Genomic DNA, 25,701 nt, shown 5'->3' with positions numbered 1-25,701 from the left:
GTTGGGTGCCCAGACGGGTGGATCACGACGCGCGCCGCCGTGAGATCGCCGATGCCGTGCTGCGCCTCGCCGCGACCGAGGGGCTGGAGTCGGTGAGCCTGCGGCACGTCGCGGCCGAGGCCGGGATCTCGATGGGCCGGGTGCAGCACTACTTCCGCAGCAAGGACGAGATGCTCGTCTTCGCCTTCGAGTACCAGTCGCGACGGCACGAGCAGCGGATCGTCGAGAAGCTGACCGCGGCGGGCCGCCCGCCGACCATCCGCGACGTGGTCCGGACGGTGATCGTCGAGATCCTCCCGACCGACGCATCGAGCCGCGCGTCCTGGCTTGCCGGCATCGCGTTCTTCATCCGTGCGATGTCCGACGATCGGATGGCCGCCGTCGTCGCGGCGGGCGGGCCGGGGCTGATCGAGTTCCTCGCCGAGCGGCTCGCAGCGGCCGACCTCGCGCAGGGGGTCGATCCGCGACACGAGGCGGTGATCCTCTGGGCGCTCATCGACTCCCAGGCCACGGCGATCGTCCTCGGCGGCCGCACACCGGCCGAGGCCGTGGCAACCGTGGACTACCACCTCGACCGGGTGTTCTCGCGGTGATCAGCGGGAACCCGCTCGTGATGCACCTCGTGGTCCGGCCCGACCCGGCGCTGTGGCTCTTCCTCCCGCCGCGCCGGCGACGTACGGAGATCGTGGTGCCGTACGACGGCAGCGCGTCGGTCGGCCACGTCGTGCAGGCGCTCGGCATCCCGCTGACCGAGGTGAAGCCGCCGGTGGCCGACCGGCTCCGCGACGGCACGGTGATCGAGCTCGACCCGCTGCCCCGCCCGCAGCGCCTGCCGGGCAGCGCCCGCTTCCTGCTCGACGTCCACCTCGGGTCGCTCGCCCGGCGGCTGCGCCTGCTGGGCGTCGACACCGCGTACAGCAACGATGCCGACGACGCCGACCTCGTCGAGCGGGCAGGGCGGGAGCGCAGGGTCCTGCTCACCCAGGACCGTGGCCTGCTCATGCGCCGCGCGCTGTGGGCGGGCGCCTACGTCCGAGGGCACGGGGCGGGCGCGCAGCTGGCCGACGTGCTGGACCGCTTCGCGCCGCCGCTCGCTCCGTGGACGCGCTGCTCGGCGTGCAACGGCGAGCTGGTCGAGGTGGAGAAGGCCGAGGTCGCCGACCGGCTGGAGCCGGGCACCCGCCGGTGCTACGAGCGGTTCTCCCGGTGCCGGTCCTGCGGCCGGGTGTACTGGCGGGGCGCGCACGGGCGGCGCCTCGACGCGGTCGTCGCGGAAGCACTCAGGGTGCGCCCATCATGACGGTCATGACGTCGTTCGTGTTCAACGTGACCTTCGACTGCGTCGACCCGCGCCGGGTCGCCTCGTTCTGGGCCGGGGCCACCGGGTACGAGGTGGCCGAGGAGCGTCCCGACTTCGTGCGGCTGCGCGCCACCGACCCGCGCGGCGTCCGCCACCTGCTGTTCTTCCAGGTGCCCGAGCAGAAGGCGGGCAAGAACCGGGTGCACGTCGACCTCGCCACCCGCGACCCGGACGCCGAGATCGCCCGGCTCGTCGCCCTCGGTGCCACCCGGGGCGAGCGCCGCTCCGGCAACGGCACCAGCTGGACGGTGATGTCCGATCCGGAGGGCAACGAGTTCTGCATCGGCTAGTCCTACAGCGGATTTTGTGATCATGGGTGGTCGGCGCTGTTGCTGGGTCCCGTTCGGTGGTGGCCACGTCCATGATCCGAAGTATCGGTTGCTCATGGCTGTGCCGGCAGCCGTGTGCACCCGCTACTTGCGATCTTCGCGTCCATGATCCGGAGTTTCGGTTGCTCATGGTTGTGGGGGCAGCCGTGGACAACCGCTGGTTCGGATCATGCTCGCCGCCGGTCGAGCGGCCGGGGTGGCGCGATCGTGTCGGTCCGTCGGGTCGGTCTGGCCGGGCGGCTGCCGGTGGGCGCGCCGTTCCCGGCCCGGGCCCGCCGGCGCGCGCCCGTGAGCCGGGCCTCGCGTGGGGTTCCGCCCGTTCACCTCGACGCCCTTCGCCTTGTGGGGGTGGCTGGGTTGGGTGCACTACCGAACCCTGGGGTTGCGTGGGCGGCCGTCCCCGACTGGGGGGCACGCCCGTTCTCGACGAGACCACCGCGGTTCGGGTGCCACGCAACCGGCTGTGGTCCCGACCCTCCACCCCAGCCCTCTCCCGGATGATCACGGCCAGACCACCCCAGGGACAGGGCCCGTGCGCAGGTCCATGATCAGCAGGAACGGGACGCCAGCCGCAGGTGGTGCAGCTCCGGTCCCGATTCCGCTGATCACGCCCCAGATTCCAGGGGTGGCCAGTGGGCGAGGATCGGGACCACAGCCAGTCAAGTGGCACCAAAATTGCGGTGGTCTCGTCCGGAGCGGGCGTGCCCCCCAGTCGGGGACGGCCGCCCGAGCAACCACATGATTCGGTGGTGCACCCAGCCCAGCCACCCCGCAAGGCGAAGGGTTGAGGTGAACCGGTGAGAGCACGCCGGCAGCCGAGGGCTGGTGGGTGAGGCCGGGGGCTATCCGGGGCCGGGTACGGCGCGCCCACGAAAGCGTCCGGCACCCGGCCGAAACCCGGGGGGCGTTCCGCGGAACGCACCGCGACCCAGGCGATGATCAGCGGCTCGGCGCGAAACCCGACGCCTCCCGAGCCCAGCGACCAGACTGCTCGGCCACCGTCGGTCAGGGCTGGAAGCGGAACGTGCTCGGCTCGCCCGCGGCGATCGCGCGGAGGTGTTCGGGGGCATTCGTCAGCTCGTGCAGGCTGCGGCCACCGCGCATCGCGGCCGCCACCTCCGCCTCGACGCGCTCGATCTCCTCCGCCCGGTCCACTGCGGCCGCGATGCGCTCGGGCGGCGCGATGAGCAGGCCGTCGTCGTCGCCGAAGACGAGGTCGCCCGGCCGCACCTCGATCCCGCCGAACGGCACCGGTTCCTGGACGACAGCGGGCCCGAGCGCGGGGCCCGCGGCCGGCGTCGTGCCGCGGGCGTACACCGGGAGTCCGACCCGGCGGATCCCGCGGAGGTCGCGGCAGAACCCGTCGACGACGATGCCGGCGAGCCCGCGCCTGCGGCCCTCGGTGGCGAACAGCTCCCCGGACGCGGCGAGCGGCCGCCCGTCCGTGGCCACCACCAGCACGGTGCCCGGCTCAGCTCGGCCGATCGCGTCGATCATGCCGAGCAAGTCGCCGTCGGCGCGGACGGTGAACGCGGTGCCCACCAGCGTGACATCGGGGATCAGCGCGTGGATCGCCGGGTCGCAGACCGGCAGCGTCTTGTCGGCGTCCGACAGCGACGAGACCTGCAGCCGGGCGAGCCGTGTGACGAGGTCGTCCATCACGCGTCCAGGAATCGTTCGATGGCGGCGAGCGCCTCGTCCGGCCGCTCCTCCACGAGGTAGTGGCCCGCGTCGAGCCCCACCCCGGACACGTCGGTGGCGTGCTCGCGCCACACCGCGACCGGGTTGTCCGGGCCGCGTCCGACGACGCCCCGCGTGCCCCACATCGCGAGCAGCGGCGCCTCCAGCCGGCGTCCGGCGTCGGCGCGGTCGTGCTCGAGATCGATCGAGGCGCCTGCCCGGTAGTCCTCCATCATGGCGTGGCGCGCGTCGGGGTCGGCGAAGACGCGTTCGTACTCGGCCACCGCCTCCGGGGCGAACGCGTCCACCCGGCCGCCGAACCTGCCCAGGATGGTGTGCAGGTAGCCGATGGGGTCGCCCGCGATGAGCCGTTCCGGGACGTCGAAGGGCTGGATGTAGAGGAACCAGTGGTAGTAGGCCGTGGCCAGCTGGCGGTCGACGTGGGTGTAGACGTGCAGCGTCGGCAGGATGTCGAGCACTGCCAGCCGCGTGACGGCGTCCGGCGAGTCGAGCGCCATCCGGTGCGTCACGCGCGCGCCCCGGTCGTGCCCGACCACCGCGAAGCGCTCGTGCCCGAGCGAGCGCATCAGCGCCACCTGGTCGGCCGCCATTGCGCGGAACGAGTAGGCCGCGTGGTCGGCACCTGCGGGCGGGCGGGCGGAGTCGCCGTAGCCGCGCAGGTCAGCGGCCACCACCGTGTGCCGCCGCGCCAGCGCGGGAGCCACCCGGTGCCACATCGCCGAGGTCTGGGGGAACCCGTGCAGCAGCAGCACCGGTGGCCCGGTGCCGCCGTGCACGGCGTTGATCGTCGCCTCGCCGGTATCGACCCTGACCCGCTCGAACCCCTCGAACACGATCAGGAACGTACCGGCTATCCGAGCTCGTGACCGGTCGTGCTGTCCACGTGGCCGGGGATCTCGCCCTCGTGCCGGTCGCCGGTGGTCGAGGTGCCGCTCGGCTCGAACATCAGGATCGAGCCGCCGGGGGAGGACGGCTTGTGCTCGGTGCCCTTCGGCACGACGAACGTGTCGCCCTCGTGCAGCACGACGGTGCGCTCGGTGCCGTCGGCCTCCCGGATCGCGACGTCGAAGCGCCCGTCCAGTACGAGGAAGAACTCGTCGGTGTCCTCGTGCACGTGCCAGACGTGCTCGCCCTCCGTGTGGGCGATGCGCACGTCGTAGTCGTTCATCCGGGCCACGATCCGTGGGCTGTACACCTCGTCGAACGAGGCCAGCGCCGTCGTCAGGTTGACCGGTTCCTTCATCGCCATGGCTCCGATCGTCACCGGCGGCGGCGTCCCCGTCTTGTACGAACGTGACCATGTGTGCGGGCGGCGGAGATCGGGCACCCGGGTGCAAGCCCGGCCGGCGGATCGCCCCCTCACGTTCCGCCGGCCGTGCTCCATGGTGTCGGGGCAGGCGGGGTGAATAGGTTCGGACCGTGGAACCACCCTCGATCCGGGCGCTCGCCGATCTGGCTACCCCCATGTCCATCCGCGTGGCCGCGACGCTCGGCCTCGTGGAGCTCGCGGGAAGTGCGGGAGCAACGGCCGAGCAACTCGCCGCGGCCACCGGAACCGCCCCCTCCGCCTTGCGACGCCTGCTCGAGCACCTGGTCGCGATCGGCGTGTTCGACCGTGACGCGGGCTCCGGCACCTACCGCCCCACCGAACTCGGCGCTCAGATGGCCGAGGACGCCCCGGAGGGGATCAAGCCCTTGCTCGACATCAACGCCGCGGGCGGGCGCGCCGAGCTCGGGTTCGTCGAACTGCTCGAGACGATCACCACGGGCACATCCGGCTACGTGCGGCGCTACGGGCGCGAATTCTGGGCGGACCTGGACGCCAGCCCGGAGTTGCGGCGCTCGTTCGACGCGCAGATGAACTGGCGGTTCCAGGTGCAGGCGGCGCAGATCGCCGAACGCTTCGACTGGGGCCGCTTCTCCGAGCTCGTCGACGTCGGCGGCGGTGACGGCATGGTGCTCGCCGCGATCCTGCAGGCCCACCCCGGTCTTCACGGACGGGTGCTGGACCTGCCCCCTACGGCTGCCGCTGCCGCGGACAGGTTCGCAGCGGCGGGGCTCGATGGGCGGGCCGGTGCCGTTCCCGGCAGCTTCTTCGACCCGCTGCCGGCGGGAGCCGACGCATATCTCCTGTCCGACATCCTGCACGACTGGGACGACGAACACGCCCGCAAGATCCTCACCGGGTGCCGTTCGGCCGCCGCACCGGACGGCACAGTGGTGGTGATCGAGAGCGCGGGGGCGGCGGGCACCGCGATGGACCTGTTCATGCTGATGTGCTTCGGCGGGAGGGAGCGCACGGTCGACGAGCTGGCCGCGCTGGCCGCCGAATGTGGGCTCGTGCTCCGCGGCAGCGGCCCGGTGGCGGATGGGCGGACGGTGCTGGAGTTCAGCCCTGACCTCGGGCCATCGATGCGCTAGAAGGTGAGGCCGGTGGTGGTGAAGAACCACACCGCGGAGGTGAGCCAGAGACCGGTCAGCGCGGTGAAGGTGAGGCCGCCGACCACGGGCAGCGCCCATCCGGGCACGTTCGGTCGGCTGAGCATGAGCATCTTCGTGACGAAGACCCCGTAGAAGAAGCAACCGAGCAGCGAGTGCACGAGCGTGCGCGGCGATGAGAAGTCGAAGCCCAGCGCGTAGAGGCAGTGCACCGCGACCGGCACGGTGGCGAGCACCGCCAGCCGGCCCGACCAGCGGTGCAGCCCGCCGATCCACGACGGCGCCGCGACTCCGGGGATCTTGCCCCACATGACCAGCGCGGAGCCGAGCTGGACCAGCGCGAGGACGAACGCGGCCGTCGCCAGCCACGACTTCACCGCACCCGGGCTGGAGAAGCCCGCCACGTTGACCGAGAAGAAGGCCGGCTCGTGGAGACGGCCGTACACGCCGAGCGCCACGGCGACCAGGACGCCGATCGCCACCGGGACGACCACGACGGCGGTGCTGCGGGCGGCGGGTGGTGAGCTGTGCGTCATCCCGTCCCCCCGGCGGTGACGAGTTCGACGTCGACCGGCACGCCGTCGAGCGACGCGGTGCGGGCCGCCGGGTCGAGCGGTGGCGCCGGGGCCGCCCCGTTCGGGTCGCTGACGATGCCGGTGACGGAGCCGTCGGGCAGCACGTTCCAGCCGATCCGCTTCTGCACCCCCGCGACCGAGACGCTGCCCCGGTACGTGCCGGCCGGCGGGGTGGCGAGCGCAGCGGAGTACGGCCATTGCTTGCCCTTCGCGGTCGCCTCGCCGAACACCGCGCCGTCTGCGACCTCGCCGGTGGCCGCGGCGCCGTCGGGCCCCTCGAGGGAGAACGTCGACCCCTCGACCGTGCCCTCGAGCCATGCTTCGATCTTCTTCCCGTCGCACAGGTAGGCCACGGCCCGTCCGTCCTTCATCGCTATCGCGATGGTGGCCTCGTTCCCCGCGGTCCGGCCCGCGTAGGCGACCTCGGCCGGGAGCGGCTGAGTGGTCGGGGGCGCCTCGGTGGGAGCCGGCGCCGGCACCACGGTGGGCGCAGCGACCGGCGCGGGCTCCCTCGCGACGTTGACGCCCAGCAGCACTGCCGCGAGGCCGGCCACGGCGAGCAGGGTCAGCAGCGGCCCTCGATGGCCCTTCATCGGTACCCCCTCGGATGGGCTCCCAGCAGGATTCGGAAAGGCGTCGCCGCCGTTACCCAGCACCGTTGCGAGTGACAGCGCCGACGCGTACTCGGCCCGGCAGGCGTCGCAGCGGGCCCGGTGCCGATGGAACGCGGTGGCCCGCGCCGGCGGGGCGACGCCGACCACGAGGTCGACGACGGTGTCCTGCCAGCTCGGGCATGCCACAGGGCGGCCGCTCATGGCCCGGATACGTGCCCGGCCGCTCGAGAGTTCGAGTGTGTGCGCGAGTACGTGGCGAGTGTCGGCTCGCTGACAGACCGGACCTGTCCTCGAAGGCGACAGTTGCGGCGCCCCCGAGGAACGCACCGTCCCTCGACCGTAGGACCGCCGCCATGCCAACACTCGAGCTCAACGCCCCTACCACCAATTCATGCGCCCCGTCCTGTGCCCGCCTGTGCACGGGGGACGGGTTCGCGCAGGCCCATGCCGCCCTCTCCGGCGAGCTCACCGGCTACTGCCGCAAGGCACTCGCCGACCACGGGCTCGCAGAGGAGATCACCCAGGACGTGTTCCTGCGTGCATGGCGCCACTGCTCAAACTTCCGCATGCCGGACGGGGATGCGCGCGAACGCGTCGCCCGGCTGCGCACATGGCTCTTCGCGATCGCCCGCAACGCCGTCATCGACGCCGTGCGCGGCCGCGGCCGACGGCCTGCGCTGCACGCGGAGGCCGACCAGGCCGCACAGCTCGCCGACCCGTCCGACACGTTCGCCCGCTACGACACCGCCGAGGAGGTGTACCGGGGACTCGCCGGGCTGACTCCCGACGGTCGCGCCATCCTGACCGCCATCTTCATCGAGGAGCTGACCTATGAGCAGGCCGCCGCGCGACTGGGCATCCCGGTCGGCACGGCGAAGAGCCGCGTCTACTACGCGCTCCGCGCGTTGCGCGCACAGCTCGATGGCACCATGCACTGAGCAGCGGATAGCCGCCCCGTGCGCCGCGTCCTATCGTTCGGACCACGCGCATGGGGGGACATGCATGACTCGAGCCCATTCGGCGTTGCTGCAGGGTCTGGGTGAGGCCGCCCGCGAGCGTCTGATCGCCACGAGCCGCCCGCGTCGCTTCCGCGCGCGCGAGATCGTCTGCCACGAGGGCGACCCCGGCGACACGTTCCACATCGTGACGTCCGGGCGGCTGGCGGTGCACGTCACGACCCCGCTGGGGCACAGCGCCACGCTGTCCCTGCTCGGTCCCGGCGACACGTTCGGCGAGCTCGCCCTGCTCGACCCGGCGTCGCTGCGGACCGCCACCGTCGTCGCGCTGGAGGAGGCGCACACGCTGAGCCTGACCCGCTCCCAGCTCGACGAGCTGCGCCGCCACCATCCGCAGATCGACCGATTCCTCACCGAGACGCTCGCGGGCCACGTGCGAAGGTTGTCGGCGATGGTGCTCGAAGCGCTCTACCTGCCGGTCGACGCCCGGGTGGCTCGTCAGCTCGCCCGCCTCGCCGGCATGTACGTCGCCGCCGACGGCAGCGCGGAGATCCGCCTCACCCAGGACGACCTCGCCGGCATGGCCGGCACCACGCGGGCCACCACCAACAAAGTGCTCCAGGAGCTCGCCGCACGGGGTGTGCTGAGCCTCGCCAGGGGCCGGATCATGGTGCGGGATCGGGTCGCGCTGGATCGGGCCGGGCAGTGACGACACCTGTTGTCACGTCACGGCTGCTCTCCTGGCTCGCGCCGGCGGCCGTGCCGCTGCTGGGTCTGGTGGTGCTGCTGGCCCGCCCCGAGATGGACGCGCACTACGAGCACCACGGTGTGCACTTCTGGCTCGTGCTCGGCACCGCGGCCGTGTGCTTCGTGCTCGCCGTGGTGATGATGCGCGCGGTGCGCAGACGCCGGGACGCGCGGCTGTTCCTGGTCTCGCTGGTGTTCCAGGTCAACGCCGGATTCCTCGCGGTGCATGCGCTCGCAACGCCGGGCCTGATCCTCCAGGCCCGCAACGCGGGGTTCGTGGCGTCCACCCCGTTCGGGCTCGTGCTCGGGTCGGTGGCCGCGCTCGCGTCGGCGGCACAGCTGCGTACGGCAGCGGCGGAGCGGCTGATGCGCTGGCAGTGGCTGCTCGCCGCGTTGCCGTGGGTGCTCCTGGTCGGCTGGTCGGTGCCGGCGTTCGCCCGGCTGCCCCCGCTGGACGTCGCACCGGACGTCATTGAGACGCACTGGGTGGCAGCGCTGGCCGCGTCGACCGGAACCGTGTTCTACCTCGCCGCCGCCGTGCGGTACCTGCTGCTGTACCGGCGCAGGCCGTCTGTGCTGCTGCTCAGCGTGCTCACGGCGTTCGTGCTGCTCGGCGAGGCCATGCTCGCCGTGGCGCTCTCCCGCAGCTGGCGCCTCACCTGGTGGGAGTGGCACGTGCTCATGGTCGCCGCCTTCGCGCTGATCGCGGTGAGCGTGCACGCCCAGTTCCGCAGGGAGGGCTCGGCGCTCGGCCTCTTCGACAGCATGACCCTGCAGCAGACGATCGCTGCCCTGCAGCGGGAGTACTCACAGGCGCTCGAGGAGATGGTCGACGCGCTGCGGCGGCGCGCCGACGACGAGCCGGGCGAGTCCCGTGCCGTGATCGGCGCCGAGGTCGCGCACAAGTTCGGGCTCACCGAGCGGCAGCTGGAGGTGCTGCAGGAGAGCGCAGAGGCGTTGGGCCGCGAGCGTGAGCAGACGCGCAGGCTGGGCGGGCTGGTCACCATCGGCGAGCGGGCGAGCGTGATCCGGGGCGAGCTCCAGCTCATGGACGAGGTCATGGCCGTGGCGGAGGCGGCGTTCCAGCGCGACCGGCTGCGCTTCGGGCTCGTCCGCGACGGTGCCCTTGCGTTCACCGACGGGGCACCCGCCCGCGACGCGGCGACCCTCACCGTGCTGTCGACGCTGCGGCCCACCGTCTCACCCGACGGCGCGACGTTCGCCCTGCCGATCGCGGTGAAGCGGCGGGCGGCGGGCGTGCTGGAGGCGCACCGCCCGGCGGGCGGGTTCTCGGTGCCGGAGCGGGCCGTGCTCACGTCGCTGGCCAGCCAGTTCTCGGTCACGCTCGAGAACGCGCGGCTGTACGCGCAGCTCGACGGTCTCTTCCGCTCCTACATCTCCCCCGGGGTGGCCACTGCGCTCATCGCCGACCCGGCCCAGGCCGGCCTCGGCGGGCGGTTGGTGGAGGTCAGCGTGCTGATGGCCGACCTGCGCGGGTTCACCCCGTTCTCCGAGCGGAGCACACCCGACGCCGTGGTCGCCATGCTCAACACCTACTACGGCGCGATCGTCCCGGTGATCCTCGGGAACGGCGGCACCGTCGTGCAGTTCGTCGGCGACGCCGTCATGGCGATCTTCAACGCGCCCACCCGGCAACCCGACCACGCGCTGCGCGCCGCCCGCGCGGGTCTCGGCCTGCACCGGGCGGTGGAGGCGGCCGCAGCGGGGCGGGACTGGCCGCGGTTCCGGGTGGGGATCAACACCGGCCCCGCGCTCGTCGGCAACATCGGCGCGGCCCAGATGCGCAACTACACCGCGATCGGGGACACGACCAACCTCGCGGCCCGCCTCGAAGGGCTGGCCGAGCCGGGCACGGTCGTCGTCTCGGCGGTCACGGCGGCACAGCTCGGTGACGCGGCCCGCACCTCCGAGCGGCGCGCCGTGCGGGTGGCGGGCAAGCGGGACCCGGTCGACTGCTTCGTCCTCGAGGGCATCCGCGAGCCGCGACGCCTGGCCTAGTGCGGTGACCACCATGTTCACGTCTTCACACACCTCCGGACGTGTGCGCCGAGGCCGCCCGGTGTGTGCCCCGGCCCCGGCGGCGGCCGCGGGTGTCGCTCGGGCCTCGATCGCGGCAAGATCGCCGATTTGGCGCGTTCCCGGGTCGTTGTGTGAGCCTGTTGCAGATGGAACCGCCCGCCACCCGGGCGCCGACCGCATGATTTGCAGTATCGGTTGTCCATGGTCGCGCCAACTACCATCTGCACCCGATACCGGCAGGTCAGCGCGGTGATCAAGGGCTGATGGTCGTGATCGGAGATCATCTAGCGACCATTTCGCCTTGATCGCCGCATTTGACCCAGGATGGCGGCTTGATCAGCAGTTCGGCGCGTTCCCGGGTCATTTTCGCCCGAGAACGCGCCGAAGCCTCGATCATGCCCGTCAGAACCGCCTCCGGTGGCGCCGCGCGCCCATCTGGGCAGGCCCTTGGCCTGCCCGTGCTACTGCCCAGAGGGGACGCAGAGGCTCGCAGGTCATCCCTGAAGGAGCGGGGCCGGTCAACCCCCGGTTTGTGGCTCCTGATCTTTCTTCTTGGTCTCTGCGCCTGTGTGTGGGCGCGCCGGGATGAGGCGTCGGGGTCAAGGATCGGCCCGCAGGGCCGACCGCGCAGCGGCCGCAGGTCCTTGACCTCGACGCCGGCCGGCGCACGCTGTTCACGGGCGGAGAACGGGGTGATCTCGCGGCTCCAGGGGTTCGAGTGAATCAGGGGTCGGGTGCATGCTCCAGTGCCGGTGCCCCGGCGGTGGACAGGCCCACGTGGGGGGCTGTCGGTCATCCCTTCGCCATCAGGCATGGAGTGCTACGACGGTTCGCGGTGGGCGAGGTCAATCAAAGGGGCGACCACGCCGTGATCCCCAGGACCGTGACTCTCGCCTGGGATGGGGGTCATGACCTGCACGACCCGCGCCCACCACGATCGATGGTCGACTCACGCCGGGGTGGCCGGGGTGGCCGGGGTGGCCGGGGCGGCCGGGGTGAGCCGACGGATGCGCCCATCACGCAGGCCGTAGAAGACCAGCTCGACCAGCTCGCGAGCGCCGGCAACCACACCGATGTTGCGGCCCCGGCGGGCGGCGACCCGGTCCCGAACCACGCCGGGACGGGTGTGCGGGCCGACCCGTTGCACCGCCTCTACCGCGGCCCAGCGCACCAGCCGCGAACCCTGCTTGGTGATCCGGCCGCGGTGCACCGTGGTGTCGGACTCGTGGTGTTTCGGGGTCAGCCCGGCCCAACTGGCCAACTGGGCCGGCCCGGGGAACCGGGTGATGTCGCCGATCTCGGCCACGAACACCGCGGCCAGGATGGGCCCGACCCCGGGGATCTGTTGGATCGCCCGATAGCCGGGATGCTTGCGCAACCGACCGCCGATCAGCTTGGTGAACGCCTCGATCTCCACGTCCAAGTGCTCGATCAGCCGCAGCGCGGAGTCGATCCGAACCCGTGATTCGGCCGACAACCCAGTGCCGGTCAGCAGGTGCTGCCCGCCCGGGCTGAACAGATCACTCATCCCCACCTGCACCCCGGCCCCGGCCAGCACCGCATGCACCTGACATTTCAGGCTGGAGCGCAGCCCGACCAGCTTGGCCCGATGCCGCACCCAGCCGCGCAACTCCCGGGTGGCCGGCGGGGCGATCCACGCCTCGGGCAGCCGACCCATCCGCAGCAGATCCGCCAAATCGCCGGCGTCGAGCTCGTCGTTCTTCACCCGCCGGTAGGAGAACATCTTCACCCCCAGCGGGTGCGCCAAATGCACATGCGCGCCCAGCTCGGCCAGCGTGTCCGCGGCCCAATACCAGCCATACGCCGCCTCCAACACCACCTCCGGGGCCTCCCCAGCCCGGGCCATCACCTGCCGCAGATACTGCGGGTCGTTGGAGATCCGCACCGTCTCCAACCGCTCCCCGGTCTCGGTCATCCGCACCAACACCGACCGGCGCCGGTGCAGGTCGATTCCCACGACCTGCGTGCCCTCGTACGATGCGCTCACAGGGGCCTCCTCGAATCGATGGTGTGAGCAACCCCGAGCATGAACCGGGGATCACGAGGAGCGGAGGCCCCGCTCCTTCATCGCATCAAGGGTCGCGAAGCGATCGCGAAGCGACGCCGGAGGCGCCCTTGACCTGGGAGGGGCGGCCCCGCACACTGCGCGGCGCCACCGGAGGCCCTATGGCCTGCCGGCATGCTGACGGCCCGGTGCCACCGGAGGCCCTGCAGCCTGCCGGCCTGATGAGGACCCGGCGCCACCAAAGGCCCCACAACCACCACGGGTCTGCGCGACCGTGCTCGTGGCGAGCCCGACCAGACCCGGCGAATGAATGTGGTCACTGGTGTCCCCGGTGGTCGAGTATGCCCGGCGCTACTCGACCGGCGGGCGATCGAAGTCAGCCGCCGTCGCTCGTCGCCGGCGGGACCGGTTGCGTGGTCTCCTCGGGGCTCGTGGCGGATTCCGAGGACTGGTCGGCCTCGGGGTCGGCGAGCTCCCTCGGTGCCTCGTCGCCGTCCTCCGGCGGGACCGTCGTCTCCTCAGGCGGGACCGTCGTCTCCTCCTGCGGGACCACCGCTTCTTCCGGCGGAGCGGTCGTGGTGGTCGCGGCGGCCGGGGTCGGCACGACCGTCGTCGTCGGCGGCTGCACCCCCGGCCGAGCCTGCTCGCGCGGACGTGGGCGCGCGGCAGGCGGCGCAGCGGTGGGCGGGGCGTCGGCGGGCGGTGCGAGCGTCGGCGCGGCCGGTTGCCGGCTCGCAGGCGTGGACGCCACCGCCGTCGAGCCCACCGGTGTGACCGGCTGGTTCTGGGTGACGTAGGCGAGCAGGCTCCCGCCGATCGCCAGGGCGAGCACGCCCGAGGCGGCCGCGCCGATCAGCACGGGCAACCGTCGGGGCCGCGCCGTGTCGGGCTCCCGGAACGGGCGGACCCCGACCGGCGGGGGGACGAGCACGGGGGGCGCCTCGGGCGGCGCCTCGAGAGGTTCGGTGGGGTACACATCGGCCGCGGGTGGCGTCACCGCGGCCGACGGCGCGCTCATGGGGGCGGGGTTCGCGTCGCGGGCGGAGAGCGCGGTGCCGAGGGCGATCACGCCCGTGGGGTCGATGCCCACCGCGATCGGCAGGCCCAGCTCGCGCTCCACGGTCGCGCGCACGAGCGGGATCCGCGACGATCCGCCCGCGAGCACGATCGTCGGAACGGTCCCACCGGCCAGGTCCGCGGAGGCGATCGCGCGGCCGAGCGCGGCGACGGTCTCCTCGACGGCGGGCCGGATCATCTCCTCGAACCGGACGCGCTCCAGCCGGACCAGCCGGTGCACGCCCGGCAGCGTGACCGTGATCGTCGCCTCGGTGTCCTGCGACAGCGCCTCCTTCGCCGCGACGCACTCCCGCCGCAGCCCCGCCACCGCACCGAGCACCATGTCATCGGTCGGGTCGAGGGCGTCCCACTCGGCCCCGAGCTCGGCCTGCACGTGCTCGAACACGGCCTCGTCGAAGTCGATTCCGCCCAGCCGGTCGATCCCCTCCGGCCGGCCGAGCAGCTCGAACCCGCCCGCGCGGTCCGCCGTGCGCAGGACCGCGGCGTCGAAGGTGCCACCGCCGAGGTCGTAGACGGCGACGACGCTGCCGGGCTCCACCCGCGTGACGCTCGCGTACCCGACCGCGGCGGCCCGCGGCTCGGGCACCACGACCACGCCGGGCAGCCCGTGCCCGGCCAGCCCGTCCCGCAGCAGGCCCAGCTTGTGCGGACCCCACCCTGCGGGATGGGTCAGCGCCACCCCGGCCGCGGGTCCGCCCTCCCGCGCTGCCACGTGCTGCAGCAGGTGGCCGACGAACCGGGCCGCGAGGGCTTCGGCCGCGATCGGCTGGCCGTCCACGACGATCGGCGTGCGATCGCCGATGCGCCGGGTGAACTCGGCCACGACGCGCGCGGGTTCCGCGGCCGCGTGACGCTCGGCGGCCTCCCCGATCGCGAAGTCGCCGCCGTCACCGAGGAAGGCCACGGTCGGGACGGCCGGCGCCCGCTCGCCGAGCTGCACGAGCTCCGCCTGGCCACCGGAACGGCACACGGCCACCGCCGTCCACGTCGTCCCGAGATCGACACCCACCTGGTACGCCATCACCCCTCCTCGCGCTGCCGGTCCCGCCATCCCCCTGCTTACGCCGGGGTGGCCGGACGAGTTCGGCGTTCGCGGCAAGTACCGGGCCGATCCCGGGGCACCCCCCGACGCGACCCGGAAACCCCCTGGTCAGAGCTGGGGATGACAGGGATCGGACCGGATGGCGGGGGCCTCGGACCGCCCTAACTTCGTTGGCAGCCGGATACGGCGAGACACGACGAACCAACCCGATCACCAGAGGGAGCCACCGTGCCAAGCGACTTCAACCTCAGCGACATCCTCGACAACGTGCAGGCCGACATCGACTCGGCGCTCGACCTGACGAACGTGCAGGACCAGGAGGCCGCCCAGGTCGCCGACGTGTCCACGGCCCCGCAGGTCAACGAGCAGGTGCTGGCGCAGGACGTCGACACCACGACCGTGGGCGGCGACGGCGGCACCGCCATCTCAGCCGGTGGCGCGGGCGGCGCGGGCACCGGCGTCGGCGGCGACGCGGGCGACATCGACCAGGACGGCAAGTTCAACATCAACTTCGGTGACCCGGAGGGTGGCGACGGCACCGGGGTCGGTGGCGACGGCGGCAATGCCGGTGACGCCGACGCCAGCGGCGGCGACGCGGACGCCGACGTGGAGGTCGTGGGCTCGAACGACAGCGACCAGGACCAGGACATCGATCTGGACCAGGACCTCGAGCAGGACGCCGACTCCGAACAGGACGCCGACACCGACGCGGACTTCGCCGTCTGACAGACACGGCCCGTAGGAAGTCCAGCCGGTCCCGCCCGCACCGGGCGGGGCCGGCTTCCCCATGCCACCCGGGAGGAGCCCGACATGCCCAGCATGCAAGACGTGATCGACTTCCTGCTCGACCTGCTCCGCGACGAGGAGCTGCAGGCCGAGTTCGAACAGAACCCCGAGGGCGTCCTCGAAGACCGCGGCCTCGAGGGCGTCACGGCCCAGGACGTCCGCGACGCCCGCCTCGCGCTCGCCGATCAGGGCGGCGCTCAGGCGGTGGGCGATGATCCGCCCCCTGGCGGCAACGACCCGATCGCGGAGCTGGCGTTCACGGCCGACAACTTCGAGCCAGGGCCCGACGCCGCTGGGCCACCAGCCCTCGGCGAACCCGACCTCCTCTCCGAGACCACGACGATCGTCAACATCGACGACCGCGACACGACCGTCACGATCAGCGATGACGACACGACCGTCACCCAGACCACGACCACGAACGACATCACGGTCATCCAGGACTCGTTCAACGACGAGAGCGTCAACGTCGTCACCGCGATCCAGGACAACTCCACGACCATCGGGGTCATCGAATCGGGCCCGGTCGAAACCGGCGCCGGACCCGCGGTGAACCAGCCGCCCGCCCCGGTCGTAGACGGGTCAGGCGTCGAGACACCGGCGCCTGAGGACGTGCCGGACGAGGCCGCCCCGCCCGTCGAGGAGCCCCCTGTGGAACCGGTCGACGACACGGCGGACATCGAGGAGGCCGAGCCCGAGCCCGACCCCGCGGAGGAGGGGGACCTCGACCCGACGCTCGACGCGGCCGTGATCTGAGGCGGCACCGGGCGGCGGGTCGGGGGAACCGTGGAGGTGCCCATGACAACCAGCCCAGTGACATCCAGCCCAGTGACACGCAGCCCGGTGAAACGCAGCCCGGTGGAGGTCGTCGACCTCGCGCTGACCGCGCTCGCGCACTACGACCGTCCCGACCTGACGTCCCGCCTGCGGGCGGCGCGGGATCGGTTGACCGACGAGCGCGTGCGGGTGCTCGTCGTCGGGGAGTTCAAGCAGGGCAAGAGCATGCTGGTGAACGCCCTGGTCGCGGCGCCGGTGTGCCCGGTGTCCGACGACATCGCCACAGCCGTCCCGACGGCGGTGCACCACGCGGAGGAGGTGACGGTCACCCTCGTCCGCCGGCTGCCGTCCGGACCGGACAACGACCCCGCCGACGCGCACACCGAGCGGGTCGTGGTCGGGGTCGAGGAGCTCGCGGCCCACGTCGACGAGTCGGGTGACCGGGCCGCCCGGGAAGGCCTCGTGCAGGTCGAGGTCGGGCTGCCGCGTCCGGTGCTGTCGGGCGGGCTGGAGATCGTGGACACGCCGGGCGTCGGGGGCCTGTCGTCCGCGCACAGTGCCGCCACCACGGCCGCGCTCCCGACGGCCGACGCCGTGGTGCTGGTGTCGGACGCATCCCAGGAGTTCACCGCCCCCGAGCTGGCCTTCCTCGCACAGGCCGCGGCCGTGTGCCCCAACGTGCTGTGCGTGCTCACCAAGATCGACCTCTACCCGGAGTGGCGGCGCATCGCCGACATCGACCGGGAGCACCTGGAGAAGGCGGGGATCGCCGCGCGGCTCTTCCCCGTGTCGTCCACGCTGCGCTGGGAGGCGGTGCGGTCCGGCGACACCGAGGTCAACGCCGAGTCCGGCTTTCCGGAGTTGGTGAAGGTCCTGCGTCAGGAGGTGCTCGCCGGAGCGGACCGGCTGGCCCGCCGGTCGGTCGTGCACGACGTGCTCGCGGTGACCGGGCAGATCGCAGGCAGCCTCGAGGCGGAGCTCGCGGCCCAGCAGGACCCGGAGAAGGCCAAGGCGCTCGTCGCCCAGCTCGTGACTGCCCGGGAGCGCGCTGCCGAGCTTAAGGAGCGTTCTGCGCGCTGGCAGCAGCGGCTGAACGACGGTGTCGCCGACCTCAACGCCGACATCGACCACGACCTCAAGGGACGGATGCGCGAGATCACGCGCGCGGCCGACGACGAGATCACCAACGGTGGCGACCCCGCTCCTTCGTGGCCGGAGTTCTCCCGGTGGGTGCACCAGGAGGTGGTCGGGGCGGCCTCGGCGAACTTCATCTGGGCGACGCAGCGGTCCCGGGTGCTCGCCGAGCGGGTGGCCCGGCACTTCTCCGACGACCAGGACCAGCTGCTGCCGGCACTGCGGTCCGACGCCTCCGATGCCCTGCGCTCGGTGCGCCCCCTCGCCGTCCGCACCGAGGATAAGTGGGGTGTCGGGTCCAAGGTGCTCACCGGCGTCAAGGGCGGATACATGGGGATGCTGATGTTCGGGATGCTCGGCACCCTCGTCGGGCTGTCGATGATCAACCCGATCTCCATCGGCGCCGGCCTCGCGATGGGCAGCAAGCAGATCGGCGACGAGCGCAAACGCCGGATCACCAAGCGCCAGACCGAGGCGCGCGCCGCGGTGAAGCGCTACGTCGACGACGTGACGTTCCAGGTCGGCAAGGACTCCCGCGACCGGCTGCGGCTCGTGCAGCGCGACCTGCGCGACCACTTCACCGCGCAGGCCGAGCAGCTGAACCGGTCGCTGCAGGAGTCGCTGCAGGCGGCCGAGCGTGCCGTGAAGGCATCGACCGGCGAACGTGAGCGGCGCCTGCCCGAGCTCCGCGCGGAGCTGGAGCGCCTTGCCGCGGTGCGCCGGGAAGCGGAAGCGCTGGTGCGCTCATGAGCGAGCTTGCGAGCGAATCATGGACACAGTGCCCGCGCGAAGCGCCGGCGGAGCGCAGCGAGGCCGAGCGATGAGCGCTACGTTGACCCAGGCCGTGCGCCGGCTGCTCGGCATGGCCCTGCAGGCCTACGGCGGGCATCCGGAGACCGCGGCCCTGCTGCACCGGCAGCTCGCCCGGCTCGACGAGCCGCTGCGGGTCGCGATCGCCGGCCGCGTCAAGGCGGGCAAGTCGACGCTGCTCAACGCCCTGGTCGGTGACCTGCTGGCCCCGACGGATGCCGGCGAGTGCACGAAGGTCGTCACGTGGTTCCGGGACGGGCGCACGCCGCGGGTCGTCATGCACCCGCTGCGCGGTCCCGCGGTGCCGCTGACGGTCGCCCGGGAGGACGGCGCGCTCGTCATCGACCTCGGGACGACGCCGGCCGAGGAGCTGGACCGAGTGGTGGTCGACTGGCCGTCGTCCGGTCTGCGCACCCTCACCCTGATCGACACCCCCGGCATCGCGTCGCTGACCACGGAGAACTCCCGGCGCACCGTCACGTTCCTCGATCCGGACGACGAGTCACCGACCGAGGCCGACGCGGTCGTCTACCTCATGCGCCACCTGCACACCGCCGACGCGGAGTTCCTCGAGTCGTTCCGGGACCAGGGGGTGGCCAGGGCCGCGACGGTGAACGCGATGGCGGTGATCTCCCGGGCCGACGAGATCGGCGCCGGCCGCGTGGACGCGATGTTCTCGGCGCGCGCGATCGCGCAGCGCTACCGCGGGGAGCCCGCCGTGCGTGCGCTGTGCCAGGACGTCGTCGCGGTGGCCGGGCTGCTGGCCCAGACCGGCCGCACCCTGCGCCAGGCTGAGTACCAGGCGCTCGCCGCGCTGGCGGAGATCCCACGCGAGGAGCTGGACCGCTCGCTGATGTCGGTCGACCGGTTCCTCGGCGGCGAGCCGCTCGCCACCGGGACGTCGCGGGAGCAGCTGCTGCGCCGGTTCGGCATGTACGGGATCCGGCTTGCTGTCTCCCTCATCCGGCAGGGCACGCGGACCGCGGACGCCATGGCCACCGAGCTGGTCGACCGCAGCGGCCTGCCCGAGCTGCAGCGGGTGCTGCGCGTCCAGTTCGCGGAGCGGCGCGATGTGCTCAAGGCGCGCTCGGCGCTGCTTGCCATCGAGTCGGTCCTGCGCGCCGACGGGCGCCCCGGGCCTCTCGCCGCCGAGCTCGAACGCGTGCTGGCAGGCGCCCACGAGTTCACCGAGCTGCGGGCGCTCGGCGCGCTCAGGGCGGGCGCGGTGCGGCTGCCGAAAGACCTCGTCGGCGAGGCAGAGCGGCTGCTCGGCGACAGCGGGCGCGGCGCGGCCGCCCGTCTCGGGCTGCCCGGCGACGCCGACGCTGGTTCCGTGCGCGCCGCCGCAGGGGCCGCGGTGGCGCGTTGGCAGCGCCATGCCGCCAACCCGATGTTCCGGCGCAACGCCGCCGACGTGTGCCGGGTGGTCGTGCGCACCTGTGAAGGACTGCTCGTCACGAGCGGTGGGGGGAGACGATGAACGACGCTGCACTGGCCGATCGCGCATGGCGCGCGGGGGACGCGATCACCGCGATCGAGGCGGCCGACCGGGCGCTCGCCGCGGCGCTCGACCCGCGAGCGGCCGGGGTGGCTGCCGCTGCGGCGGCCGCGGACGGCGCGCTGGGCGATGCCACGGCGCGCTGGCGCGGGGTCGCGGAGATGGTCGAGGGGGTGGCCGCGGTCGAGGCCCGCGGGCGGGCGGCGCTGACGGCAGCGCTCACCGGTGACCGGAACGCGGCGACCGCCGAGCTCGCCGGGGCCCGCGCCGGGCTCACCCATCCGGCACCGCGCGGTGTGACCGTGCTGCTGAACGGGGTGCAGGCCGTGCTCGACGCGGTTGACGGCGATCTGGCAGGCGCGGCGACCCGGCTCACGGGTCTTGCGGCGGCCACCGTGCCGCCCGATCCGTTCGCGGTGGAACCATGGCCGGAGCTTGCCGCGGAGGTGGTGCTCGCGAGTGGCGATGACCACACCGCCCGCGCGATGCTCGCGGCGCACGACGGCCATCCGGGACTTCGGCGCCTGCTGCTCGTCGCATGGCTCGACCTGCGCACCGGACGCCTCGCAGAAGCACGGGCGGGGCTCGCCGCGGCCGCGGGCGGTCCGGTGCTGCGCCGCGACGCCCTGCTCGTGGCAGCCGTGAGCGCCGGGCTCGCCCGCCGGACCGCCGACCCGGCGGTCGTGGCGCGGACGTGGCACCGCATCGCCCCGGTCGTGGCAGGCGCGGACGTCGAGATCCTGCAGGTCGACCTCTGGGGCGAGCTGTCGGTGTCGGCCGCGACCGTCTCCGCGCCTGCCGCCGCGTCGATCGCCACCGCGATCGACGCCGCGATCAGACGGGCCGGACAGCCCGCGTGGGCCCTCGCCTCCGGGCTGTGGTGGCAGGTGCAACGCGCCGCGGCGACCGGCTCCGCATACGCCGCACCGGCCGCCTTTCCTGGCGGGTCGGCCTACCTGACCGCGCTGGCGGGCAGCGCGCGGGCGTGGGCGGAGGTGCTGGGCGGCCGCGTCGACCCGACGGCCGTCCGCGGGGCCGGGGACCGGCTCGTGGCGGCCGGCCGGCCGTGGGAGGCGGCGGCGCTGTGCGCCGCCGCGGCCAGGCGCACCGACGATCCCACGACGGCCCGGGAGCTGCTGGGAGCGGGGCGCGGGTGGCGCGGCAAGGGCGGGCGCGACCGGGCCGCGGGGCCGGACGGCCTCTCCGAGCGGGAACGCGAGATCGGCAGGTTGATCCTCGACGGCCACACCCACCGCGAGATCGGCGCGCGCCTCTACATCTCGCCGAAGACGGTGGAACAGCACGTGGCGCGGTTGCGCCAGAAGCTGGCGGTGGCGGGCCGGGCGGAGTTGATGTCCGCACTCAGATCCCGGCTGTGAGGAGCAGTGGACGTACCGGTACCTGGAGCCGACATGGTCCCGGTATCGGCAACGATTGTTGGTGATGCGCCACGGGCGGACCGAGCGTGTGGCGCATGAACGTTCGAACCTCGCCGCGGGCGTCGGCCGCCCGCGGACGGCTGCCGCTGGCGGTCTACCTGCTCGCATTCAGTCTGTTCGCGATGGGGAGCGCGGAGTTCCTCGTTGCAGGGGTCCTGCCGGCGATCGCGGACGACCTGCGGATCACGCTGCCCGCCGCCGGCGCGATGATCTCGGCCTTCGCGGCCGGGGTCGTCGTCGGCGGGCCGTTGCTCGCCGTCGCGACCCTGCGCTGGCCGCGCCGGATCACGCTGGTCACCGCGCAGGTCGTCTTCGCGGCGTCGGTGGCGGCCGGCCTCCTCACCCACCACTACGGGTTCCTGCTGACCACCCGGTTCGTCGCCGGTCTCGCCTATGCCGGGTTCTGGGCGGCCGCCGCCGTCACCGCGGTCGGGCTCGTCACCCCCGAGCGGACGGCGCGCGCGTCCGGCGTGGTCGTGAGCGGGCTGAGCCTTGCCATGATCGTCGGTGGGCCGGCGGGCGCCCTGCTCGGCTACTTCACGGGATGGCGGGGCGGGTTCTGGGCGGTGGTGGTGCTGACCGTGATCGGTGCGGTCGCGACCCTCGTCGCGGTGCCGGAGACCCGCGCGGACGGGAGGCCCGATGTGCGGCGGGAGCTGCGCACGATGGCGCGGCCGCGGCTGTGGCTCGTCTACGGCGTGACGCTGCTCAGCACGGCCGCTTACATGATCTCCTACAACTACCTGGCGGCGTTCCTGACCGGTGTCACCGGCATCGCCGAGGTGTGGGTGCCCCCGATCCTCACGCTCTTCGGCGTCGGCGCACTCCTCGGCCTCTCGGTCGGGGGCCGGATCGCAGACGCGCGTCCGTTCCACGCGCTGCTGGCAGGGGCGATCGGGATCGCGGCGAGCTCCGTCCTGCTCGCGGTGCTCGGCTCGCACGTCGTGCCCGTCGTCCTGCTCGTCGCGCTACTCGGGGTCGCGGGATTCGTGCTGAACCCGGCCATCTACGGGCGGGTGTTCACCATCGCCGCGGGTGCGCCGACCCTCGCTGGGGCCACCGCGGTGTCGGCGTTCCAGCTGGGCATCAGCCTCGTTCCCGTGTTCGCAGGGGCCGCCCTCGCGGCCGGTGCCGGCATCGGCTCCATCCCCTGGATCGGCGCGGTGCTCGCACTGGCCACGATCCCGGCAGTCCTCATCGACCGGCGCCTGTCGGGCGGCGGCGGACCAGCGTGAGCGCCGACCAGATCGCGCCGACCGCACACCCTCACGTCCACCAGGGAACTCAGAAGACCTCGTAGCCCGGTGTGAGGACGTGGCCCGGGTCGAACTCCTCCTTCGCCGCGCCGAACCGGTCGAAGGCAGGCCCGAAGTGGTCGCGCCAGTCCGCGCCTGACATCGGGAGGGCGCTCGCCGGGTAGAGCGTGCCGCCCGCATCCCGGATCCGCTCGTACACGTCCCGGTTGGCGGCGACGAGCCGCTCCGCCGCTTCGCCCGAGGCCGGGATCCGGATCAGGTTGAACGTGAAGCAGAGGCTGTCCGCCGGGAGGCGCAGCAACGGACTCGTGACCGCCCGCCCGCGGAACGCGGACACCACCACCTGGCCGAAGGGACCCAGATCGGCCGGCGTCAGCCGGTCCAGCTCGGCGGTGACGACGGCCTCCACGACTACATCGCCGACGAACGTCGTGAGCCACGGGTGAGGGAGTGACCACTGGCCGTTCGCGCGCAGCGCCCGTTCGAGCTGGGCGAGCCGGTCGAGGTGGTCCAGTTGCGTCATCGTGACGACCTGTGCGTGGCGGCGATCGTCGGACAGGCCGGTCAGGTCGGCTTCGGTGTCGGCCACGGCGTCGAGCCGGAACGTCCACCCGCCGTCCGGGGCGGCGAGCACGGCGCCCTGGACGGCGGCGAACCGGTCGTCGCCGGCGAGCAGACGCTGGTCGGCGAGCATCGTGGGGAGGTCGGGATAGACCAGCAGGTGGCGGCACACGTGTGTCGCGGCGGGGACGAGGGCGAGCGTCGCCCGGGTGATGATCCCGATCTGCCCCAGTCCGGCTCGTACTGCGTCGAACAGGTCACCGTGGGAGCACTCGAGGATCTCGCCCCGGCCGGTGACCACCTCCATCTCGAGGACGTTGTCGCTCAGCGCTCCCGTCCGCGAGATCTGCGCACCGACGCCGCCGACCGCCAGGGTGCCGCCCACCGATAGGTCGAGGTAGTCGGGCAGGCCCGCCGGGACGCGGGGCAGGGTCTTGGCGAGCACGTCACGCCAGGTGGCGCCCGCATCGACGACCACGCGGTCGTCCTCGACGGCGTGGACGGTCCGCAGCGTCGTCATCTCGGCGACGACTCCGCCGTCCACCTGCGAGCGGCCGAACACCGAGTGCCGACGCCCCTGCGGCGCGAACCGCAGGCCATGGTCGGCGGCCCAGTGCACCGCCGACGCCACGTCGGCAGCGGAGGCGGGGGGTAGCACGGCATGCGGTGTGCGGTGCACGAGGTGCCCGAAGTCGTCCGCGGCGGCCGCCCGAGTCGGCTGGTCGAAGAGCACGGCGACGACGGTAGGAACCCGCCCGACCGGCTGTCTTGAACGAAGTTCACCTCGCGCGCCTAGGAGACCCCTGAAAAATCGCGGTGTCGGTCCCGCTGGGTTCGTGATCGGGTTGGGACGATCGGTTGGTGCAGGGACGGGCTGATCCGCAGCGTGAGATCTTGGATGTGGAGTCGGTCGCGGGGCATCTGCTGCCGCAGGGTGGGGTGTTCGCGTTCCTGGCCGCGCACCGCCGCGAGTTGTTCCCGGACGAGATGTTCGTCGACCTGTTCGCCTCCGGTCGGGGGCGGCCGTCGATCCCGGCGGATGTGATCGCGGCGGCGATCGTGTTGCAGACCCTGCACGGGCTCTCGGACGGGGAGGCCGCGGAGGCGCTGACGTTTGATCTGCGGTGGAAGGCCGCGTGTGGGCTGGCGGTGACGGGGAAGGCGTTCCACCCGACGTCGTTGACCTACTGGCGGCGCCGGCTCGCGCGCTCGGATCGGCCGAATCGGATCTTCGACGCGGTCCGGCAGGTGGTGGCCGAGACCGGGACGTTGACCGGGAAGACTCGGCGGGCGTTGGACTCCACCGTGCTGGATGACGCGGTGGCCACCCAGGACACCATCACCCAGTTGATCGCCGCGGTCCGTCGGGTCGCCCGGGAGGTGCCCGGCGCCGCCGCCGTGATCGCGCAGCAGTGCCGGGCCCACGACTACACGCGGCCGGGGAAGCCGTCGATCGCCTGGGACGACCCGGCTGCCCGTGAGCAGCTGGTCGACGCCCTGGTCGGCGATGCGCACCGACTGTTGGGGCATCTGCCCGAGCAGGAACTCGGTGCGAAGGCGGCGGAGGCGGTGGCGTTGTTGGCGCTGGTCGCCGGGCAAGACGTGGAGCCGGTCGAGGACTCGGACGGCACCGACGGGCGGTGGCGGATCGCCCGTCGGGTGGCCCCGGATCGGGTGATCTCCACCGTCGATCCCGAGGCGCGGCATGCGCATAAGACCCGCTCGCGGCGCCAGGACGGCTACAAGGCGCATCTGGTGGTCGAACCCGAGACGGGGATCGTCACCGACGCCGCGCTGACCCCAGCCTCGGGGCCCGAGAACAGCGACGCCGCGGTCGGGATCGATCTGCTCGCCGGCACCGACGACCCGGCCGAGGTGCTGGCCGATTCCGCCTACGGCAGCGGGGAGATGCTCGACGCCGCGCAGCAGGGCGGGCACACCCCGATCATCAAGCCGTGGCCGCTGCGCCCCGCGGTCGAGGGCGGGTTCACCCTCGACGACTTCACCGTCGACGAGCACGCCGGCACCGTGACCTGCCCCAACGGCATCACCCGCTCGATGACCCGCACCCGGAACGTGATCTTCGGGGCGGCCTGCCGGGACTGCCCGCTACGCGCCCGCTGCACCACCTCGGCATCGGGAAGAACACTTCGGCTCCATCCTCACGACGCGCTCCAACGCACGCATCGACAACGCGCCCAAGACCCCGAGTTCCAGGCGAGCTACCGCCAGCACCGGCCGATGGTCGAACGCTCGATCGCCTGGCTGGTCGCCGGCGGGAACCGGCGACTGCGGTTCCGCGGAACCGCGCTCAACGACCTGTGGCTGCACCACCGCCTCGCCGCGCTCAACCTGCGCCGCCTGCTCACCCTCGGCCTCACCCGCACCGACGGGGCCTGGGCGATCGCCTAACCCGAACCGGGCTTGACCAGCCCCGCCCAGCCCTCCACGCTGACCCGCGACGGGCAGGGTGAGCTCGTAGTCACGCCCACGGGCGCTCGACTCCAACGCCGCAACGACGGCCCATTGAGAGA

Annotated in this window: 22 protein-coding genes; 14 read left to right on the top strand and 8 right to left on the bottom strand. The window is 72.8% G+C overall.

Translation table 11 applies throughout. The features are described 5' to 3' along the window. The first annotated feature begins 5 nt into the window (after window positions 1-5). From K1T35_RS38115 to K1T35_RS38105, 3 genes are read left to right on the top strand one after another with little or no spacing between them, the layout of a single operon-like run. Window positions 6-593 (top strand): TetR/AcrR family transcriptional regulator, encoded by a 588-nt coding sequence (locus tag K1T35_RS38115; protein ID WP_220256556.1) that lies wholly within the window; start codon window positions 6-8, stop codon window positions 591-593. Beyond that, window positions 590-1,300, top strand: coding sequence for a Mut7-C ubiquitin/RNAse domain-containing protein (locus K1T35_RS38110; RefSeq protein WP_255621179.1), 711 nt, complete (start codon window positions 590-592; stop codon window positions 1,298-1,300). The genes K1T35_RS38115 and K1T35_RS38110 overlap by 4 nt, the downstream gene beginning before the upstream one ends. Next, the gene (locus K1T35_RS38105) at window positions 1,297-1,650 is read left to right on the top strand and encodes a VOC family protein (RefSeq protein ID WP_255621177.1); all 354 of its coding nucleotides are present in this window, start codon (window positions 1,297-1,299) and stop codon (window positions 1,648-1,650) included. The genes K1T35_RS38110 and K1T35_RS38105 overlap by 4 nt, the downstream gene beginning before the upstream one ends. A gap of 1,044 nt (window positions 1,651-2,694) precedes the next feature. Here K1T35_RS38105 and K1T35_RS38100 read toward each other — a convergent pair. From K1T35_RS38100 to K1T35_RS38090, 3 genes are read right to left on the bottom strand one after another with little or no spacing between them, the layout of a single operon-like run. Further along, entirely contained in the window at window positions 2,695-3,348 is a 654-nt protein-coding gene (locus K1T35_RS38100) for an RraA family protein (protein WP_220256555.1), read from the bottom strand. Then, window positions 3,348-4,223 carry an alpha/beta fold hydrolase gene (locus K1T35_RS38095; RefSeq protein ID WP_255621176.1) on the bottom strand — a complete coding sequence of 292 codons (876 nt, stop codon included), beginning with the start codon at window positions 4,221-4,223 and terminating at the stop codon, window positions 3,348-3,350. The genes K1T35_RS38100 and K1T35_RS38095 overlap by 1 nt, the downstream gene beginning before the upstream one ends. Before the next feature lie 17 nt (window positions 4,224-4,240). Continuing rightward, on the bottom strand, window positions 4,241-4,639 hold the full coding sequence (locus tag K1T35_RS38090) for a cupin domain-containing protein (RefSeq protein ID WP_255621175.1): 399 nt from the start codon (window positions 4,637-4,639) through the stop codon (window positions 4,241-4,243). Window positions 4,640-4,854: 215 nt separating this feature from the next. On the opposite strand from K1T35_RS38090, the gene K1T35_RS38085 reads away from it, so the two are divergent. Then, on the top strand, window positions 4,855-5,811 hold the full coding sequence (locus K1T35_RS38085; protein ID WP_220263103.1) for a methyltransferase: 957 nt from the start codon (window positions 4,855-4,857) through the stop codon (window positions 5,809-5,811). Here K1T35_RS38085 and K1T35_RS38080 read toward each other — a convergent pair. Both K1T35_RS38080 and K1T35_RS38075 read right to left on the bottom strand, forming a co-directional pair. Further along, a complete protein-coding gene (locus K1T35_RS38080; RefSeq protein WP_220256554.1) occupies window positions 5,808-6,365 on the bottom strand; it encodes a DUF6529 family protein in 558 nt (185 codons plus the stop codon). The genes K1T35_RS38085 and K1T35_RS38080 overlap by 4 nt on opposite strands. Beyond that, a complete protein-coding gene (locus K1T35_RS38075; protein ID WP_220256553.1) occupies window positions 6,362-7,219 on the bottom strand; it encodes a hypothetical protein in 858 nt (285 codons plus the stop codon). The genes K1T35_RS38080 and K1T35_RS38075 overlap by 4 nt, the downstream gene beginning before the upstream one ends. Before the next feature lie 152 nt (window positions 7,220-7,371). On the opposite strand from K1T35_RS38075, the gene K1T35_RS38070 reads away from it, so the two are divergent. The 3 genes from K1T35_RS38070 to K1T35_RS38060 all read left to right on the top strand — a co-directional run bounded on the left by K1T35_RS38070 (window position 7,372) and on the right by K1T35_RS38060 (window position 10,740). Beyond that, window positions 7,372-7,956: an RNA polymerase sigma factor gene (locus K1T35_RS38070; protein WP_220256552.1), complete on the top strand. Its 585-nt coding sequence runs from the start codon at window positions 7,372-7,374 to the stop codon at window positions 7,954-7,956. A 64-nt stretch (window positions 7,957-8,020) separates the two neighbouring features. Then, a complete protein-coding gene (locus K1T35_RS38065) occupies window positions 8,021-8,683 on the top strand; it encodes a Crp/Fnr family transcriptional regulator (protein ID WP_220256551.1) in 663 nt (220 codons plus the stop codon). Next, window positions 8,680-10,740 carry an adenylate/guanylate cyclase domain-containing protein gene (locus tag K1T35_RS38060; protein ID WP_220256550.1) on the top strand — a complete coding sequence of 687 codons (2,061 nt, stop codon included), beginning with the start codon at window positions 8,680-8,682 and terminating at the stop codon, window positions 10,738-10,740. The genes K1T35_RS38065 and K1T35_RS38060 overlap by 4 nt, the downstream gene beginning before the upstream one ends. 970 nt (window positions 10,741-11,710) lie before the next feature. Here K1T35_RS38060 and K1T35_RS38055 read toward each other — a convergent pair. After that, window positions 11,711-12,769: an IS110 family transposase gene (locus K1T35_RS38055; RefSeq protein ID WP_220256549.1), complete on the bottom strand. Its 1,059-nt coding sequence runs from the start codon at window positions 12,767-12,769 to the stop codon at window positions 11,711-11,713. A gap of 394 nt (window positions 12,770-13,163) precedes the next feature. Then, window positions 13,164-14,885, bottom strand: coding sequence for an Hsp70 family protein (locus K1T35_RS38050; protein ID WP_220256548.1), 1,722 nt, complete (start codon window positions 14,883-14,885; stop codon window positions 13,164-13,166). A gap of 249 nt (window positions 14,886-15,134) precedes the next feature. Here K1T35_RS38050 and K1T35_RS38045 point away from each other — a divergent pair, with 249 nt between their 5' ends. The 6 genes from K1T35_RS38045 to K1T35_RS38020 all read left to right on the top strand — a co-directional run bounded on the left by K1T35_RS38045 (window position 15,135) and on the right by K1T35_RS38020 (window position 22,585). Next, window positions 15,135-15,632 (top strand): hypothetical protein, encoded by a 498-nt coding sequence (locus K1T35_RS38045; protein ID WP_220256547.1) that lies wholly within the window; start codon window positions 15,135-15,137, stop codon window positions 15,630-15,632. A gap of 84 nt (window positions 15,633-15,716) precedes the next feature. Beyond that, window positions 15,717-16,448, top strand: coding sequence for an IniB N-terminal domain-containing protein (locus tag K1T35_RS38040; protein ID WP_220256546.1), 732 nt, complete (start codon window positions 15,717-15,719; stop codon window positions 16,446-16,448). An 87-nt stretch (window positions 16,449-16,535) separates the two neighbouring features. Further along, window positions 16,536-18,353, top strand: a complete 1,818-nt coding sequence (locus K1T35_RS38035) for a dynamin family protein (protein WP_255621174.1) — start codon at window positions 16,536-16,538, stop codon at window positions 18,351-18,353. A 70-nt stretch (window positions 18,354-18,423) separates the two neighbouring features. Then, window positions 18,424-19,893: a dynamin family protein gene (locus K1T35_RS38030; RefSeq protein WP_220256544.1), complete on the top strand. Its 1,470-nt coding sequence runs from the start codon at window positions 18,424-18,426 to the stop codon at window positions 19,891-19,893. Then, on the top strand, window positions 19,890-21,290 hold the full coding sequence (locus K1T35_RS38025; RefSeq protein ID WP_220256543.1) for a helix-turn-helix transcriptional regulator: 1,401 nt from the start codon (window positions 19,890-19,892) through the stop codon (window positions 21,288-21,290). Before K1T35_RS38030 ends, K1T35_RS38025 begins: the two co-directional genes overlap by 4 nt. Before the next feature lie 95 nt (window positions 21,291-21,385). Next, entirely contained in the window at window positions 21,386-22,585 is a 1,200-nt protein-coding gene (locus tag K1T35_RS38020; RefSeq protein ID WP_220256542.1) for an MFS transporter, read from the top strand. Window positions 22,586-22,634: 49 nt separating this feature from the next. Here K1T35_RS38020 and K1T35_RS38015 read toward each other — a convergent pair whose 3' ends face one another. Further along, window positions 22,635-23,900, bottom strand: a complete 1,266-nt coding sequence (locus K1T35_RS38015) for an FAD-binding protein (protein ID WP_220256541.1) — start codon at window positions 23,898-23,900, stop codon at window positions 22,635-22,637. Window positions 23,901-24,028: 128 nt separating this feature from the next. Between K1T35_RS38015 and K1T35_RS38010 the strand changes: the two genes are divergently transcribed. After that, window positions 24,029-25,579 carry an IS1182 family transposase gene (locus K1T35_RS38010; protein ID WP_220254237.1) on the top strand — a complete coding sequence of 517 codons (1,551 nt, stop codon included), beginning with the start codon at window positions 24,029-24,031 and terminating at the stop codon, window positions 25,577-25,579. Window positions 25,580-25,701 lie beyond the last annotated feature (122 nt).

Source organism: Pseudonocardia sp. DSM 110487, assembly GCF_019468565.1.
Lineage (GTDB): Bacteria > Actinomycetota > Actinomycetes > Mycobacteriales > Pseudonocardiaceae > Pseudonocardia.
The sequence above is the reverse complement of the archived record's forward strand: the minus strand, read 5'-3'. Positions and strand labels throughout refer to the sequence as shown.

Bases quoted from the DNA above. Each gene is read 5' to 3' on its own strand.
- K1T35_RS38105 (WP_255621177.1), top strand. From the start codon at position 1,297: ATGACGGTCATGACGTCGTTCGTGTTCAACGTGACCTTCGACTGCGTC.
- K1T35_RS38100 (WP_220256555.1), bottom strand. From the start codon at position 3,348: ATGGACGACCTCGTCACACGGCTCGCCCGGCTGCAGGTCTCGTCGCTG.
- K1T35_RS38090 (WP_255621175.1), bottom strand. From the start codon at position 4,639: ATGGCGATGAAGGAACCGGTCAACCTGACGACGGCGCTGGCCTCGTTC.
- K1T35_RS38085 (WP_220263103.1), top strand. From the start codon at position 4,855: ATGTCCATCCGCGTGGCCGCGACGCTCGGCCTCGTGGAGCTCGCGGGA.
- K1T35_RS38080 (WP_220256554.1), bottom strand. From the start codon at position 6,365: ATGACGCACAGCTCACCACCCGCCGCCCGCAGCACCGCCGTCGTGGTC.
- K1T35_RS38075 (WP_220256553.1), bottom strand. From the start codon at position 7,219: ATGAGCGGCCGCCCTGTGGCATGCCCGAGCTGGCAGGACACCGTCGTC.
- K1T35_RS38070 (WP_220256552.1), top strand. From the start codon at position 7,372: ATGCCAACACTCGAGCTCAACGCCCCTACCACCAATTCATGCGCCCCG.
- K1T35_RS38065 (WP_220256551.1), top strand. From the start codon at position 8,021: ATGACTCGAGCCCATTCGGCGTTGCTGCAGGGTCTGGGTGAGGCCGCC.
- K1T35_RS38050 (WP_220256548.1), bottom strand. From the start codon at position 14,885: ATGGCGTACCAGGTGGGTGTCGATCTCGGGACGACGTGGACGGCGGTG.
- K1T35_RS38040 (WP_220256546.1), top strand. From the start codon at position 15,717: ATGCCCAGCATGCAAGACGTGATCGACTTCCTGCTCGACCTGCTCCGC.
- K1T35_RS38030 (WP_220256544.1), top strand. From the start codon at position 18,424: ATGAGCGCTACGTTGACCCAGGCCGTGCGCCGGCTGCTCGGCATGGCC.
- K1T35_RS38025 (WP_220256543.1), top strand. From the start codon at position 19,890: ATGAACGACGCTGCACTGGCCGATCGCGCATGGCGCGCGGGGGACGCG.
- K1T35_RS38020 (WP_220256542.1), top strand. From the start codon at position 21,386: ATGAACGTTCGAACCTCGCCGCGGGCGTCGGCCGCCCGCGGACGGCTG.